Source organism: Arthrobacter sp. UC242_113, assembly GCF_044054585.1.
Classification (GTDB): domain Bacteria; phylum Actinomycetota; class Actinomycetes; order Actinomycetales; family Micrococcaceae; genus Arthrobacter.
The window spans coordinates 1,507,828-1,525,071 of sequence record NZ_CP171968.1; the positions used below are offsets into that span (position 1 = coordinate 1,507,828).

Genomic DNA, 17,244 nt, shown 5'->3' on the forward strand with positions numbered 1-17,244 from the left:
AAGCGCTCAAGGGCTGTCAACGCGCCGGTGAAACTGCTGGAATACTCTGAGCATGGCCGTCACCTTCGAATGCACCTCGCGGACAACCCTCGGGATGACCGAACTGTTTGACCTCTCCCGGAGCATCGATGCGCACAAGGACTCGATGGCCCGTTCCCGGGAGGAAGCCGTTGGAGGCGTCACGTCAGGGCTCATCACCTTGGGGCAGGAGGTGACCTGGCGCGCCTGGCACTTCGGGCTGCCGATACGGATGACGAGCCGGATTACGGAGATGCGGGCACCCCACTACTTCGTTGATGAGCAGGTCCGGGGGCCGTTCCTACGCTTTCGCCATGTCCACGAATTCAGTGCGGCCCCGGCCGGCACCGTCATGGTGGACCGGATCGACTTCGCGGCGCCGTTCGGGCTTTTGGGACGCGCCGCGGAGAAACTCGTCCTGGCACGCTACCTCCGCAAGCTCATCGAAACGCGCAACCTGCACCTGACCGCCGGAGCACGGGCTGAATGATGCTCCGGCGGTCAAGCACAGGGACCCGGCCTACTGAACTGCGAGTTTCTGCAGGGCGAGCTCCTGTTCAGCTGCCTTCCGGGATTTCTTCGACTGGGCAAACCGAAGGTAGAGCGACGGCACAATAAATAGGTTGAGCAGCGTGGAGGTCAGGAGTCCGCCGAGGATGACCACGGCCATCGGGTATTCGATCTCATGCCCAGGCACATCCCCCATGATGACCAGTGGCACCAGCGCAAGTCCGGTGGCAAGGGTGGTCATGAGGATCGGGGAAAGCCGCTCACCGGCGCCCCTCAGGACGAGTGAGCCGCTGAACGGAACCCCCTCGATCCTTTCAAGATGCTGGCAGTGACTGATGAGCAGGATGCCGTTCCGGGCCGCGATTCCCATGACCGTCAGGAAGCCCACGAGCGAACCCAGCGACAGTACGCCGCCGGTGAAGTAGGCGGCAAGGACTCCGCCGACGAGCGCGATGGGCAGCGTCAGGAGGGCCAGGACAGCCAGCCGCCAGCTGCGGAAGGACGCCTGGAGGAGCACGAGGATCAGAATCAGCGCAGCAATAGCGAAAATCATGAGTCGATCAGTGGCTGCCTGCCGTTCCGTGTATTCGCCCAGTAGCTGGACGCTGTAGCCGGCGGGCAGATTGAGGGACTCCAGGCGTTCCTGCAGCTGTGTGACAACCCGGCCCAGGTCCGCTCCGGGGTCGATAAAGGATCCCACCTCGACCCTGCGGGAACCGTTCGTGCGGTCGATGAGGTTCGGGGTGGGCTGCACGCTGACGGAGGCGACGTCGGCGAGGCGCACACGCTTCCCGCTTGGTGTATCGATGGGCAGGTTCTCGATGGTGGTGACGCTTGCCCGGGTTTCCGGTGTACTCCAAACCTGGACGTCGTAGGCTATTCCGTCCCGGAAGACGTCGCCCACCTCTTCCCCGGCCACGAGTGTCGCAGCAGCGCGCCGCACGTCCCCGGGCTTGAGTCCGTACTTCTCCGCCGCGGCCAAATCCACTTTAACAGCGATCTGCGGGACGTCGACCTCAAGGGAGATGTGGGGATCGTCGGTCCCGTTTATCTCGCTCAGGACTTGCTTGACCCTCTGGGCCTGCTCGCGCAGCACGTCAAGGTCGTCGCCGTAAACCCGGACGAGGATGGGTTCGCTGGCACCTGTCAGTACCTCTTCGATCCGTTCCTTGAGATACGTCTGCACGTCGCGGTGAAGCCCCGGGTATCCGTCCACGACTTCCTGGACAGCTGCGACTGTCTTCTCGTAGTTGGCATGGCGGTCGATGCTGATCCAGTGTTCACCTGCGTTGACGCCAACTATCTCGTCTGCCTGGAAGGCCTGGCCAATATGCGTTCCACAGTTAAGGACTCCGGGCACCTTGAGGAACGCCGCGCAGCCCCGCTGGGCGATGCGGTATTCCTCCGCCGCCGACGTGCCGGGTTCCGACACCCAGTGCATCAGGAAGTCGCGTTCCTTGAACGTGGGAAACAAGGACTGCCCGAGCAGCGGGGCGATCGCCAGACCAACCAGCGCCAGAGCCCCGAACCCGGCATAGCCATATCGTGGCCGGTTCATAATGCGGGACAGGACCGCGTGGTACCCGCGCTTGAGCACCCGGACCAGCGGCGGGTCGCGTTGCTCCAGCTTTGCCTTGGCCAACAGGATCAGGGCAAGTGCCGGCGTCACGGTCAGGGCCACGAGCATCGATGCCAGGACGGCCAGCGTGTAGGACACGGCAAGCGGTCTGAAGAACACTCCCGTCAGCCCGTCCAGGAAGAAAATGGGAAGGGCAGCCACCACAATGATCAAGGTGGCGTAGACGATCGGGCTCCGCATTTCCAGGGAGGCCTTAAGCACCACAGAGGCCGTGGGTTCACCGCCGCCGCCCCGGCTGCGGTGCTGCCGCAAGCGGCGCATGATGTTTTCGACGTCGATGATCGCGTCGTCGACGACGACCCCCACCGCAATGACCAGCCCGGCCAGGATCATGGTGTTGACCGATCCCCCGGTTATGTACAGCACCATGATGGCGGTGAGGAGGGAGAGCGGTATGGCGATCAGGCTGATGAGTGCTGTCCGCCACTGGAACAGGAACGCGCTGAGGATCATGACCACCAGCAGGCAGCCCAGGAGGAGGGCAAGGCTGAGGTTGGAAATGGCCTCCTCAATGAAACTCGCCGGACGGAAGATGGTGGTGTCGAAGGTGATGCCGCTCATGCCCGGCTGAAGTTCGTGAAGCGCTTCCTCAACGCCCTTGGTCACCTCGAGCGTGTTGCCCCAGGGGAGCTTTTCAACAATGAGCATCAGCCCATGGCCGTTGTTGATGACTGCGTCACCGATCAGCGGCTGATGGTCCTCGACCACCCGCGCCACGTCGCCCAGGTGCAGGGCGGTGCCGTGGTCTTCGCGGATGGTCACACGGGCCAGGTCCGCAGGGCTGGTGATGGGCTGGACGTGGCGGATGCTCATCTGTTGGTTCGGGCTGCCGACGAACCCGCCGGTGCCGATGAATTTTCCGGGTGAGTACTGGAGCAGGCCTGCGTCCACAGCCCCGGCAGTTACTTCCATGACCTGGTTGAGCGAGACATTCTTGGCTTTGAGCCGCTCCGGCTGAACCTGGACCTGCAGCATCTGCAGCCTCTCGCCCCAGATGGCCACGTTGGCCACGCCGGGGACCCGCAGGAGTCGGGCCCTGATGGTCCAGTACGAAAGCATGGACATCTCGATCATGGACCGTTTGGACGACGTCATGCCGATTTTCATGACGCGGCTGGTCGAGGACAGCGGCTGCAGCATCACCGGGGGAGCAGCCCACGTGGGCAGGGCCGCCGTCACGGCGGCCATCCGCTCGGACACTTGCTGCCGGGCGTTGAGCAGGTCTGTGCCCTGTTTGAAGATCAAGATGATCGAGGACAGCTGGGGCACTGACTTTGACCTCAGCTCATCCAGGCCCGGCATTCCGGACAGGGACGCCTCGATCGGCACAGAGACGAGTTCTTCCACCTCCTGGGCGGTGAGCCCCAGGCACGCAGTCTGGATCTCTACCTGCGGGGGCGCGAACTCCGGGAAAACGTCCAAGGATGCCTTACTGAGCTGGACGGATCCCAGCAGCATCACCACGCAGGCGAGGGCAACAACTATCGTCCTGAACCTGAGGCTGATTCCTACTATCCACCGCATGTCAGCTCGCCACATCCAGCTCAGCGCCGAACAGCTCTTCGGCTCCCACGGTCACCACAGTCGTGCCCGGGGCCGGACCATCGCTCAGCGTGGCCTTTTCGCCGTCGATCCGCTCCACGGTGATGGACTGGCGGACATAGACCCGCGGTCCGGCAATCGTATAGACCCAGGTTTTTCCCTGGCTGTCGTAGAGGACCGCCAGGTAGGGCACGGTGAGTTTCCCGCTCTTTGGGTCCAGTTTCGTCGTCGACGTCTGGAGTCCGATGTTCCCGGCGGCGTGTTCGTTCAGCGTGATGCGCTTCAGGTCGGTCCCGGGTACCTCCTCAAGGCTCGCGGCAGCGTCGCCAGCGGCCGGAGCCTCCGTCGACTGCTGGCTGCAGGCCGGCAATGCGGGTGTGAGGAGACCCAGGACGATAAGAACCATCAGGCCGCGCATCCGCGGCGAGGTCGTTGTCATGATGCATCCGGCTTTCAGGCGCCCGTCCGGGCTTCGGTGACTTCGGCGTGTGTCGTTGCTGTTCGTGTCCCTGCCTGGCTGCCTTCGAAGCGGAGCAGGATTGCGGGAAGCACGAACAGGACGAAAAGGGTGGTGGTCAGCAGTCCGCCCCAGATGATGATGGCGATCGGCTGGATGACCTCAGTGCCTGTGACACCGCCCAAAAGCACGAGGGGAATCAGGGCGACGGCGGTGGTGACCACGGAGGCGAGGGTCGGCCTTAGCCTGTCGCGTGCGGCGCGGATCACCAGGGCGGGTCCCGTGGCTCCGCTTTGCCTGGCACGGAGGTTCCTGACCTCGCCGACGAGCAGCAGGCAGCTGCGGACGGCGATGCCCAGGACGGCCGAGAACGCGACAAACGCTGTGAGGTAGTTCGCCCCGCCGTCGGCCAGGGCTGCAATAACTCCACCCGACAGGGATGCGATCAGTCCGAGGAATACGGCCGCTGCGAGCCGCCATCCGCCCAGCGCTGTCTGCAGCAGCACCAGGATGCCGAAGGCAGCTATTGCTGCCAGCAGCCACAGCCACTGGAAGGCGGACTGCTGCTGGCCAAACTGGGTGAGGATCTCCGCGTGGTAAGCCACCGGGAACTGGATCTGCTGCAGGCCTCTTTCGATATCCTGCTGCACTTCACTCAGTCCGCGCCCTTGGATGTCCGCCCTTACATCCACGCGCCGGGACGTGTCGTCATGCAGGATGACCGCATCGTTTGGAACGATGCTGACCTCGGCGACGTCGCCAAGACGCACATGCCCGCCTTTGGGGGTGTCGATCAGCAGCTCACGAACGCTGGTGAGGCTGTTCCGGGTGGCCGGCGTTCCCTTGACCACCACGGAGAAGACCTTCTGCTGCTCGTAGACGTTGCCTACTTCGATGCCCTGCAGCAGCGCAGCCGCCGCACGCCGGACATCACCGGGTATGACGCCCTCCTTCTGTGCCTTCGCCAGGTCCACCTTGACCTGGACGGTTGGCTGTTCGACGGCGGCATCAACGCGGGGATTCACAACACCGGCCGTGTGCGCGAGAACCTGGCGGACTTCCTCGGCCTTGGCCCGGAGGGTGGCCATGTCCACGCCGTAGACCCGAACGCCGAATCCGGAATCGGCAGCTTCCCGGATCTGGTCGATTTTCTGTTGCGGATAGGTGGAGACCGTTGCGCTCAGCCCCGGGTACCCGGCCACGACCCTTTGTACGTCCTCAAGGGTGCTGGAGTACGAGGCATCCTTTGCCACTCCCACCCACAGCTCTCCGGAACTGATGTCTCCCACTTGGTCGGACGTAATGGCGCGCCCAACCTCGGTGGCCACATTGGAGACGCCCTGCACCGCCCGCAGTTCGCGGGCCGCGGTATCGGTGATCCGGACCATCTCCTGGTCGGAGGTGCCAGGCGCGGCATGCCACTGGACCACCAGGGTGTTGTCCGCCAGCACCGGCACCACAGGGTGATCGGGGACCAGCTGCGGCGCCAACGCCAGGGCGGCGAGTGCCATGACCGCCGCGGCGGCAAAGACCAGCCCGGACCTGCCCGGCCGGCGGGACAGCGTCCGCCCATACCGGATACGTAGGCGCTGCATGGCCTGGCGCTCGCGGCCCGGAGCCGTTGGTGCCGGCGGCAGCAAGAACACGAGGGCCGCTGTCACTGTGAGCGCCACGACCATGGCGACCGCCAGCGCCAGCAGATATGCAATTACCAGGGGCCCGAACATGGCGCCGTTTTCGCCAGGGACGAAGAGCATGGGGAGAACGCTCAGGGCCATGATCAGCAGCGCGTAGAACAGGGAGGTGCGGACGGGCCGTAGAGCACCCGCAAGCAGGGCGATCCTCGAATCCCCGAGGTCGCTTGCCTTGGATGCCCGGTAGGCACTGGCGGCGGAGTTCAGGTCTTCGGCTACATCCCCGATGATGACGGTCAGGGCGAGGATCATGCCTGCGAAGACCATGGTGTTCAGCCCGGCCCCGCGCAGGGTCAGCAAAAGGGCCGCAGCAATGAGGGATAGCGGTACGGTGATCAGGGTGATCAGCGCGCTGCGCCAGGAGCGGAAGACTACTCCGAACGCCGCCGCGACCAGCAGCAGTGTGACCAGGAGCGCGATACCCAGGGTACCCATTTCCTGCTCGACGAAGGACTCCTGCCGGTACACGGTGGTGTCGACGGTTACGCCGGGTAGCCCGGCCTCGAGCTCACGCATGGTCTCGTCGAGCCCCTTTGTGACGTCCGCGGTGTTTGTCTCCGGGAACTTCTCAATCACCAGCAACAGCTCAGCGTCCTGGCCGGGCTGCGCATCACCGATCAACGGCTGATGATCAGTCTGGACCTGCGCGACATCCCCCAGGAGCAATTTGTCAGTGCTGCCCTGGATGCTGACTTTTCCGAGGTCCTGGGGAGTAGTGATGGGAAGGACATGCTGGACGCCCAGCCGCTGATGTCCCGTCTCCAGGAAGCCGCCCGTGCCCGGCGTTGAGGCCTCAAGGTAGCTCAACGGGGACACCCAGACGGAGTTGCCCGTGGTCCTGATGACCTGGTCCAGTGTCACGCCCTTGGCTTCGAGCTGCTTGGGGTCCACGAGTACCTGCAACTGCTGGTCACGCTGGCCCCAGATGGAAATGTTCGCCACACCGGGAACGGCCAGGAGCGCGGGCTTCATGGTCCATCGGGCCAGCACGGACATGTCGATGGGGGACATGTCCTTGGACGTGAGCCTGACCATCATCACCCGGCTGGTGGAGGACAGTGGTTGCATGAGCACAGGTGCTGCCGACACGTTGGGCAGCGCCCTGGCCTGGGTCAGGCGCTCAGCGACGAGCTGGCGTGCCCGGAACATGTCCGTACCCGGCTGGAAGACCAGCTGGACCGAGGACAGGCCGGGAAGCGACTTGGAACGGATCGCCTCCACCCATGCCACGCCATTGAGCAGATCGGCCTCCATGGGTGAGGTGATGAGCTGTTCAACTTCAGCGGCAGAGAGTCCCAGGGCCTCGGTCTGGATTTCGACCTGGGGCGGTGCGAACTCGGGGAAGGCGTCAACCGGCATGCTGGGGAGAGCGGTGAAGCCGTACCCGAGGACGCCGGCCGCCACAACCAGGACTAGGATCCGGAACTGCAGAACCCAGCCGAGAATGGCGCCCATCATGGCCTATTCACCGCCAACACCGTCCCCGCTGACTTCACGGACAACGCAAGTTGGTGGGTGCGGCCGGGCCGCCGGCGATGTCGGTGTTTGCCGGTCAGTTCATCGGTTGTTTGTGTTTCAGTGGGCCCTGTGTGCTGGTTTACGGTCAGGTCGACTGCGAGGTGACCGGGAAAGAAAGTCTCATATGCCAAATAGATGTTCACGGCGCGGCTCCATTGCTACTGCCTTCGCGCCCCCCAAACGTCTAGCAGTAGACTGGCCCTCGCGGGGGGCCAAGTCAATGCCTCGGGCAACTTATTTTCGGCAGGTCACCCGTATCCGTCCAAAGTCGCCGGAATACGGACGCGTTGGTTGGCTCACCGGCCCTCAATGAGCTCTGCGACCCGAACCAGCTCTTCCTCGAGATTATAGAAATGGGTCGCCAGCCGAATCCTGCCGGCCCGGAGGGACACAACCACGTTTGCATGGCGCAGCCGGGCCATGACCGCGTCGGGGTCGCTCACCGGAACGGAGATGATGGTGGAGCGGTGTTCTGCGGGGAAGGCCCGGAAGCTGACGCCAGCCGCGTCCAGCGCGTTCTGCAGGTGAAGCGCAAGACGTGCGTTCCGCTCCAGGACCGCACCCATACCGAACCGGTGAAGGACAGCGAGCGCCGCCTCGTCGGCCAGCGCCGGAAACCACGCCAACGAAGCGTCCAGCTTCGACGCCGTCGGTGACAGGTCCATGTCCGGGCCGAGGAAGCTTTCGAACGGCAGGCGGGCGGCCTTCCAGCCGGGCACGATGGGTTGAAGGCGGTCGAGCAGCCCGGGGCGGACGTAGAGGTAACCCATGCCCCGCGACCCGAGAAGGAATTTGTGGCTGGCGGTGGCCAGGAAATCCACGCCGTCGCGTGCCACGTCAAGGGGAACGGCACCGGCCGCCTGGCAGGCGTCAACGAAAAACCAGGCTCCTGAGCCGGCCGCGATGCGGCTGATCGACTTCAGATTTGCCCGGAATCCGGTCACGGGATGAACGGCGCTGACAGCGATCAGGCGGGTTCCGCCGTCGGCCGCCCCTTCGAGGGCCTCGGCCGACACCACGTCCTCTTCAGCAGCCACCGCCCGCACGTCGTAGCCACGCTCCCTCAGCAAGAGCCAGGGGTAGTAGTTCGAGGCGAATTCATTTTCCGCCACAACAACGTTCTCCCCAGGCCTGGCGGGTGGCAGATTGGCGGCCACTATCCCCGCTGCAGTGCTGACGGCGGGGACGATGGCAATGTCTGCCGCCGCGGCTCCGATGATTTCCGCGAACATTCCGCGGGCGCGCTCACCCGCCTGCTCGGCTTCCATCCAGTCGAACCGCCCGGCGGACCAGCGCCCGGCAGCCAGTTCGTATGCTTCCCTGGCAGGCGCGCAGCCGATGCACATGGTGGCGGTGTTGAGATAGATGGTGTCTTTGAGCCCGGGGAAAAGCCCTCGGATGTCGCTGACGTTCATGGCATGGGCCGTCCTTCATCTATGCCACGGGTGACGGTCCTCCCGGTTCCACGAAACGCTGGGTCCGTTCGATCTCGGCAACCTTCGGGTCCGTTTCATCAGCGCCGTAGTCAGACCGGCGCGTCTTGTCCTCTCCTTGCGGCACCTTCAGTGCCCTCAGCACCAGGGTCAGCACGCCGGCGACAAGCAGGTTGAGCACGAATGCCGAGACGGCGATGTAAACGGTGAAGTCGGTCCCCGGGAGCGGAGCAATGGAGCCGCCGAAGTGTGCGTGCGTGACAGGATTGGTGACGTTGTAGGCCGAGGCGGTGCCGAAGGCGATTCCCACCGCCCATCCAACCAGCAGCGCCCAGCGGTCGAACCACCTCGTATAGAGGCCTGCGACCACTGCGGGGAACGTCTGCAGAATCCAGATGCCGCCCAGCAGCTGCATGTTGATGGCGGCGGACTGGTCCATGGCGATGACGAAAATCAGCGCACCGACTTTCACCACGAGCGAGACGATCTTGGACACCTTCGCCTCGGTCTTCGGATCCACGTCGGGCCGGAGGAAGTCCCGGTAGATGTTGCGCGTGAACATGTTGGCGGCGGCGATGGACATGATGGCTGCCGGTACCAGCGCCCCGATGGCGATGGCAGCCAGGGCCACCCCGGCGAACCAGGCAGGGAAGTGGTCCAGGAACAGCTGCGGCACCACGAGCTGGGGGTCGACCGCCCCGTTCAGGTCGATCGGCTTGGTGCCGGCCTTGATGGCCACGAAACCCAGCAGCGCGAGAAAGCCGAGCATGAGGGAGTACAGCGGCAGAATCGCGGCGTTGCGCCGGATGGTGTTGCGTCCCTTGGACGCGAGCACGCCGGTGATGGAGTGCGGGTACATGAACAGCGCCATGGCCGATCCGAGCGCCAGGGTCCAGTAGGCCGAGTAATTGGCGCCCGAGGGGATGAACACCCCGGTGGGCTTCCCTGTGGCTTCGTTGACGGTGTCCAGCTTCGTTTTCGCCGCCCCGAAGATCGCGTCCCACCCGCCGAACTTGATCGGCAGGTAGATGACCGCGACGATCACGGCGAGATAGATGAGCAGGTCCTTGACGACGGCGATCATCGCCGGTGCCCTCAGCCCCGAGGTGTAGGTGTACGCGGCCAGCACGACGAACGCCAGAATCAGCGGCAGGTCCGTCAGCAGCACATTCTCGGAGCTGCCAAGGCCGAGCACGGTGAGGACAGCCTTGATGCCCACGAGCTGGAGGGCGATGTACGGCATGGTAGCCACAATGCCGGTGACGGCGACGGCAAGGGACAGCCAGCGGCTCCCGTAGCGGCCGCCCACGAAGTCCGCCGAGGTGACGTAGCCGTGCCGGTGGGACACGGACCAGAGCCGGCTCATGATGATGAAGATGATCGGGTAGAGGACGATCGTGTACGGCACCGCGAAGAAGCCACTGACGGCCCCTGTGGCCCACATCGCGGCGGGAACGGCAACGAACGTATAGGCGGTGTAGAGGTCGCCGCCCAGCAGAAACCACGTGATCCATGTGCCGAAGCCGCGTCCGCCCAGCCCCCACTCGTCGAGGCTGTGCAGGCCCTCGGTCTCCGCCGTCCTGCGCCACCGGGCGGCCAGGAAGCCCATGACGGCTACAACGACGAAGAGGAGCACCACGATAATGAGGGCGACCCAGTTGATTTCGCGCCCGTTCATGGCCGTTCATCTCCGCCCGCTGCTTGACCGCCCGCTGCTTCACCGTCGAGCCGGGTAGCGCCCGCTCGGGCCGCTTCCCGCCGCCGTCGGTCCTCCGTGTTCACGAGCCAGTACGCCACGCCGCTTAAGGCAGCGGAAAGGGGAACCCAGAGCAGCTGGTACCAGTAGAAGAACGGCATGCCGCCCAGGGCCGGCGCGTTGAACGAGTAGGTCTGCGGCATGAGCGGAAGCAGGATCGCGACGGAAAGCAGTACGCCGGCGATGACATACCGCCCGCGCCGCGCCGGGCCGCGGGTTGCGGTGTTGCGGGTTGGCTGTCCGCTGCCCGGCGGAACCCCTGGGATGGGGCGCTGCCTCGGGTCGGGACGATCTTGATGAGACACCCCACGACCTCCTTGTCAGCCCGTCTCCCGGACTCCGGGTCCCCGGAGGGCGGTGAGGCGGAGGTTACAAACGTTGCCCCCCAGTTCCTTTGTACGCCCGTCCGACCCGCTCGGGAAGAGACCGGTTCCGGCCGGGGCCGGGGATGCAGGAGCCGGCACGGTTAGCGTTCCCGACGCCGATGTTGGCTCGGGATCTGCCGGTATGTCCGCGTATATTAGCTTGGGGCTATTCACGAGACTGGGGGACGGATGCCGCTTCGTTTATTGACGCGTGCAAAACAACGCGCACTGGCGTCGGCAACGACGTTTTCGGCAATTGGACTGCTGATGGCGGTGGCCGTCATCCACCCGGGATTCCGGACCACGCAGATCGACCTGAATGACGGCGGCGTGTGGGTGACCAATTCCGACATGAACCTCGTGGGCCACCTGAACTTCCAGTCGAAAACCCTGGACGGCGGCCTCATGGCAGCCAGCGCCGACTTCGACGTCCTCCAACACGGCAGCAATGTGCTCGTGTCCGACCGCGGCAATGCCTCCCTGGGCCGGGTCAAGGTCTCCGAGGTCACCCTTGAACCGCCCCAGCAGCTTCCGGGATCGGCGGTCCCGACTTTCGGGGAAAAAGCGGTGGCGCTGGCTGATCCGAATTCGGGCCGTCTCTGGGTGACGCAGAGCAGCATGCTCGGCTCTGTCGACTTCGATTCACAGGAACCGGTCCTGAGCGACGCCAAAGGCGTCGTCGCGGCGGTAGGAGCCGACGACGTCGTGTACGCCGCGGACCCTGCGCGCGGGGAAGTGACTTCCCTTCGTGTAAATGCGACCGGCGGAGTGGATTCCCGCAACACCGTCCAGTACCAGTCGATCCTCAACAAAGAACACATCCAGGTCGCCGCCGTCGGGGATCAGCCTGTTGTTTTCGACGCCGATGCCGGGACCCTTCACCTTCCTTCCGGCCGGCTGGCGCAGTTGCCGGACGCGGCGGACGCCAAGCTGCAACAGAGCGGTCCCGCTTCTGACTTTGTCGCCGTCTCCACCAAGAAGGGCCTGGTCAAGCAACCCCTGGACGGTTCCGCCGCGACAGTTGTTGAGCTCGGAACGGCGGGGACACCTGCCACTCCGGTCCATGTCAACGGCTGCGTCTACGCGGCGTGGTCCGGGGCAGGCAAATATCTGCGGGATTGTGCGAACGCCGCTGATAGCCGCAGGTCTGACATTCCGGGTCCAAGCGCCCGCTCCAACCTGGTCTTTCGCGTCAACCGGGACATCGTGGTCCTCAATGACGTCACGTCCGGCAACGTCTGGCTGGTCACGGAGAACATGAGGCTCGTTGCCAACTGGGACGAGATCATTCCTCCTCCGAGCAAGACCGAGGCCCAGGACGAACCGGCCGCGGAAGACAACCTGGTGGACACACTCCCGGACCGCACCAAAGAGAACCGGCCGCCCTCCGCCGCTGATGACCAGTTCGGAGTGCGGCCCGGCCGGACTACGCTCCTGCCCGTCCTGGACAACGACTCGGACCCGGACGGGGACGTCCTCACTGTCCAGCTCCAGGGCGACAACCCCGGCGCCGGCAGCGTGCAGGCCGTCTACAACGGAACCGGCCTGCAAGTGAAGGTGCCGGCCGATGCGACCGGAACGTCGCAGTTCCGGTACCTGGCCAGTGACGGCCGTGGCGGCACCGCCGGAGCCACGGTCACCTTGACCGTAAAGGACCCCGCCAGCAACGGTGCGCCAACACAGAAACGTGTGCCCACGATCATCCTGGAGCAGGGTAAAAGCATCTCCCAGAACATCCTCAGCGACTGGACCGATCCCGACGGCGACGACCTGCTGCTGCTGGGAGCACGCACTTCCAGTGAAGGTGACCAGGTGCGTACCCGGGCGGACGGTCTTTTGACCTTCAAGGACGTGGGATCAACACTGGGCAAAAAGGACGTCGTCATCACTGTCTCCGACGGCCGGGACCAGGTCGAGGGCACGGTGGTGGTGGACGTCCGCGCCCAAGGCGACCTTCCGCCGAAGGCCAACGCGGACCACGTTACGGGTACCGCCGGGCAGGACATTCTGGTCTCTCCGCTGAAGAATGACAGCGACCCCACCGGCGAAGGGCTGCGGCTTACACGCGTGGCAGGCGCGAAGGAACAGGCAATCACCCCTGACTACCAGGCGGGAACCTTCACCTTCCGTGCAGCCAACGCCGGAACGTATTACGTGACGTATCTGGTGACCAACGGACCGGACAGCTCTGAGGGTCTCGTGCGGATCGATGTCAGTGCCGCCGGGGCCGGGCGGGGTGAGCCGGTCGCCGTCGCTGATACAGCGCTGCTGCCGGTGGGAGGCGAAGTGCTGTTGGACGCGCTCGCCAACGACTCGGACCCGGCCGGGGGCGTTCTTGTCATCCAGTCCGTCGGGCTTCCCCGGAATACGGCAGTAGCCGTCGCCGTCGTCAATCACCAGATCCTGCGCATTACCGACGTCCGCGGGCTGACTGCGCCCACCAGCTTGACTTACACAGTGTCCAACGGCGTGGCCAGCGCAACCGGGCATGTAACCATCCTGCCCATTCCGGCGCCCGCCAAACTGCTCCCGCCTGTGGCGGCCCCGGATGAAATCACAGTACGGGCCAACGATGTCGCCACCATCGCCGTCCTCGCCAATGACACCCATCCCAATGGGGCCAAGCTGAAGCTCAAGCCGGTACTCGTGCAGGGGATCAGCCCTGCCCAAGGCCTCCTCGCAGTGTCGGGGACGTGCTTCGCTTCAAGGCAGGCAGGGCAGGAGGAACGGTGCATGCGATCTACGCCGTTGCCGGCCCGGACGGGCAGGAAGACTCGGCGCAGGTAACCATTCACATTCGCGGCGAGGGCACTAACTCCAGGCCACTTCCCCACAACGTCACCGGTCGGGTCGTAGCCGGCAACACGACGAGGATCGCCATTCCCCTGGACGGCATTGATCCCGACGGCGACTCTGTCACCCTGGTGGGGCTGGAACAGGCACCGCGCAAGGGAACAGCGGTGGTGGGTGCGCACTATGTCGAATACACGGCGCCGGCCAACGCTGCCGGACAGGACACCTTCACCTATGTGGTGGAGGACCGGTTCGGGGCACGGTCCACCGCCCGCGTGGCCGTGGGCATCGCACCGGCGCCGGGATCCAACCAGCGTCCGAGGGCCGTTGAGGACAGTATCACCGTTCTCCCTGGGCGGCACGTGGCAGTGGACGTGTTGGCCAATGATTCCGACCCCGACGGCGACAATGTCACCCTTACAGCCAACCGGCTGGAAGCTGCCCCGGAGCTGAAGGCCGAAGTCATCGACGGACGGGTGCAACTCACCGCCCCGTCGCCTTCCGCAGCCTCCGCCACAGCGATCGTCCGGTACGAGATCAGCGATGGCCGCGGCGGCACCGCCGTCGGAACCCTCAAAGTCCAGGTGCGCAAGGACGCCGCCACGTTGGCGCCCGTCGCTCGGGATGACCGGGTGGCGTTCGCCGAGACCCTGGGCAAGGCCGTCGTCGAAGTCCCCGTCCTGAAGAACGACGAAGACCCGGACGGCGTCGCCGCGGAACTGAAGATAACCTTCCCGGAGGCGGCACCCACTGCCAGCATCTCGGCGCCCGGTAAGGTTTCGGTGCGGCTGGAGAGCCAGCCGCAGATCATCGCGTACACCGTCACCGACGTGGACAAGCTCAGCTCGACGGCGTTCATCGTGGTACCCGGCCTGCAGGGGCAGGCGCCCGCTCTGCGGAGCACCGCACCGCTGGAGGTGGTCAGCGGACAGCAGCTGACCATGAACCTGCGGGACCTGGTGGTGGTCCGTGCAGGCAAGAGCCCCCGGATCACCCAAGACACGAAGGTCCAGGCGGTCGCCTCCAACGGGGCGCCGCTCGTGAAGGACGCAACCACCATCGTGTTCACCTCCGCCGACGACTACACAGGACCGGCAGCAGTTTCGCTCGAAGTCACCGACGGCGCGAGCGTTGATGACCCAGACGGCCGGACGGCGGTCCTGACCATTGGCATCAGTGTCCTGCCCGACCCGGGGCGGAACCATCCTCCGACTTTCCCCTCCAGCACCGTGGACGCTGCGGTGGGCGAGGAATCCACCCTGGACCTGCGCCAGGTGGCCAGCGACGTCGACAAGGCAGACAAGGACAAGCTCACCTTTGCGCTGCAGGGGACACCGCCCGCCGGCATCAAAGCCTCCCTGGACGGCAGCCTCTTCAAAGCCACCGTGGGCAGCGCGGCCAAGGGGAGCACGTTGACCGTGCGCGTCACCGTCTCGGACGGGCGCAGCGCACCGGTTGCAGGCGCCGTGGACGTCCGCGTGGTCGCGTCGAAGCGCCCGCTTGCCGCAGCGAATGATGATGTCATCGCCAGCGCCCGGGCCGGGCAATCACAGCAGGTACCGGTGCTGGACAACGACATCAACCCGTTCCCGGAATCACCTCTGAAAATCCTCAGCGCCGCCGTCGAAACCGGCAGGGGCACGGCCGCAGTGGAGGGCGGCGGCGTCGTCGTGACGCCCGCCGAGGAGTTCGTGGGCACAATGGTTGTCCGCTACCGGGTCCAGGACAAAACGCAGGACGCGGAACGCGAAGTTGACGGCCGCGTCCGGCTCACCGTCAAGGACAAGCCGGATGCTCCGTCTACTCCGGCTGTCGGGGAGGTGCGTGACCGCACCGTCGTCCTCAACTGGTCGCCTCCCGCCAACAACGGAGCCGCGATTACCGGCTACAAGGTCAGCGGCAGCGGAGGGTTCTCCCAGCAGTGCCCTGCCACCACGTGCACGCTCACGGGCCTGACCAACAACGTGGAGTACACCTTCACTGTGGTGGCCACGAACGAGCTGGGCGACTCGGCGCCATCTCCGGCTTCCGCACCTGCCCGTCCCGACGCGAAGCCGGACACCCCGGCAGCACCGGCGCTGGTTTTCGGCGACAGATCCCTCACCGTGAACTGGGTACCTCCAAAGAGCAACGGCTCACCGGTGGAGAGCTACAACCTGGAGATCTCACCGGCACCTCCGGCAGGAAACATCCGGGCAAGCAAGGTCACGGGAACGTCCTACCGGTGGACAGGCCTCCAGAACGGGACGCCGTACCAGGTCAGGATCCAGGCTTCCAACAAGGCGCCGGATCCGTCGGAGTGGAGCGCGTATTCAGCCAGCGCCATCCCGGCCGGCGCACCGGGCGCCCCCGGCAAGCCCAGCACCACCCGCACTACCTCCGGCGGGACGGAATCGATCATGGTGGTGTCGTGGACACCTGCGGCGGACAACGGCGCCTCCATCGACACCTACACCGTCAACGCAATGCAGGGTGGGTCCACGGTAGCGAGCAGCACCGTGTCCGGCAGCCAGCTGAGCGTGCCTGTGACCGTCGGCAATTCCGCCACCGATTACACCTTCACGGTTGTGGCCAAAAATAAGGCAGGTACGTCAGCCGCCAGTGCGCCGTCGGACCCCCGCCGCGCTTTCGGCGCGCCTGGTGCCGTCCCCGGCGTCCGGGCCGATCCATTGGACAACGCGGTGCAGCTTTCCTTTGGTGCGGCCGCTGGCAACGGTGCCACACCGAGCTACCAGTACCAGGTCAATGGAAGCAGCTTCATGGCAGTGCCGTCTGACAAGGTCATCCGGTCCGGTGTGCCCAACAACGGCAACTACACCATCGGGGTGCGCGCCGTGAACAGCGCGGACGGCGCCACATACGAAGGGCCGGTCACCAACTCCAACCCGGTGGCGCCATACGGCAAACCGCACGCAGCGAGTATCAACCCCGTTACCGTGACCACGACGGTGAGGTTCGACGTCGGCGCCGTGGTCAACAACGGACGCCGGGTCGTGGCACTGGAGTACCAGTCAACGGACGGGAAGTCAGGCACGTTGGGTGCCGGGGGAGGATCCGTCACCACCGGTAACGGGTACGACCAATCCATCTCCATCACCGTGACAGCCGTGGATGACCTCGGCCAGCGCACAGCGGTCTCGGCGAGCGGAAGCACAGCTCCGGCGAAGTACCTCTGGGTGGACAACGGCACGGCGAGTCCCGGTACCTGCGAATGGCCCACCAACGGCACCTCTTCTCCGGACACCGCGGCCAACTGTGCCGCCGGCGGCGGAACCTTCGTCGCGCAGGGCACGCGCGTGCAGGTCCAGTGCGTGACCACGGGTGCCGCCTACACCATCTACGACGGCGCCACGGGCCGCCCCACCGGGTCCACCAGCAACGTTTGGTACAAGGTGATCAACAACCTCTGGATCCGTCCGACCGACGGGCCTGTGGATTCGGGCGTTCCGGCCTGCTGACGCGGCCTTCGCACCCCGGAGTTTCAAGGTGAACGCCCCGGCCGCTTTCGCGGCCGGGGCG

General features: G+C 65.2%; 9 protein-coding genes. 3 read left to right on the top strand and 6 right to left on the bottom strand.

Annotated elements, in window-relative coordinates:
• The first annotated feature begins 52 nt into the window (after positions 1-52).
• Complete coding sequence (locus tag ACHMXB_RS06700; protein WP_395403869.1) at positions 53-508, top strand: cyclase; 456 nt, start codon at positions 53-55, stop codon at positions 506-508.
• Positions 509-538: 30 nt separating this feature from the next.
• Here ACHMXB_RS06700 and ACHMXB_RS06705 read toward each other — a convergent pair whose 3' ends face one another.
• The 6 genes from ACHMXB_RS06705 to ACHMXB_RS06730 form a co-directional block, all read right to left on the bottom strand.
• Positions 539-3,691, bottom strand: coding sequence for an efflux RND transporter permease subunit (locus ACHMXB_RS06705; RefSeq protein WP_395403871.1), 3,153 nt, complete (start codon positions 3,689-3,691; stop codon positions 539-541).
• Position 3,692: 1 nt separating this feature from the next.
• Positions 3,693-4,148, bottom strand: a complete 456-nt coding sequence (locus tag ACHMXB_RS06710) for a hypothetical protein (RefSeq protein ID WP_395403873.1) — start codon at positions 4,146-4,148, stop codon at positions 3,693-3,695.
• A gap of 14 nt (positions 4,149-4,162) precedes the next feature.
• A complete protein-coding gene (locus tag ACHMXB_RS06715) occupies positions 4,163-7,318 on the bottom strand; it encodes an efflux RND transporter permease subunit (protein ID WP_395403875.1) in 3,156 nt (1,051 codons plus the stop codon).
• A gap of 356 nt (positions 7,319-7,674) precedes the next feature.
• Positions 7,675-8,793 (bottom strand): aminotransferase class V-fold PLP-dependent enzyme, encoded by a 1,119-nt coding sequence (locus tag ACHMXB_RS06720; RefSeq protein ID WP_395403877.1) that lies wholly within the window; start codon positions 8,791-8,793, stop codon positions 7,675-7,677.
• Positions 8,794-8,812: 19 nt separating this feature from the next.
• Positions 8,813-10,489 (bottom strand): monocarboxylate uptake permease MctP, encoded by a 1,677-nt coding sequence (gene mctP, locus ACHMXB_RS06725; RefSeq protein WP_395403879.1) that lies wholly within the window; start codon positions 10,487-10,489, stop codon positions 8,813-8,815.
• Entirely contained in the window at positions 10,486-10,872 is a 387-nt protein-coding gene (locus tag ACHMXB_RS06730) for a DUF3311 domain-containing protein (protein WP_395403881.1), read from the bottom strand. Before ACHMXB_RS06730 ends, mctP begins: the two co-directional genes overlap by 4 nt.
• Positions 10,873-11,199: 327 nt before the next feature.
• Here ACHMXB_RS06730 and ACHMXB_RS06735 point away from each other — a divergent pair, with 327 nt between their 5' ends.
• Positions 11,200-13,719 carry an Ig-like domain-containing protein gene (locus ACHMXB_RS06735; protein ID WP_395403883.1) on the top strand — a complete coding sequence of 840 codons (2,520 nt, stop codon included), beginning with the start codon at positions 11,200-11,202 and terminating at the stop codon, positions 13,717-13,719.
• Positions 13,662-17,183 (top strand): Ig-like domain-containing protein, encoded by a 3,522-nt coding sequence (locus tag ACHMXB_RS06740; protein ID WP_395403885.1) that lies wholly within the window; start codon positions 13,662-13,664, stop codon positions 17,181-17,183. The genes ACHMXB_RS06735 and ACHMXB_RS06740 overlap by 58 nt, the downstream gene beginning before the upstream one ends.
• Positions 17,184-17,244 lie beyond the last annotated feature (61 nt).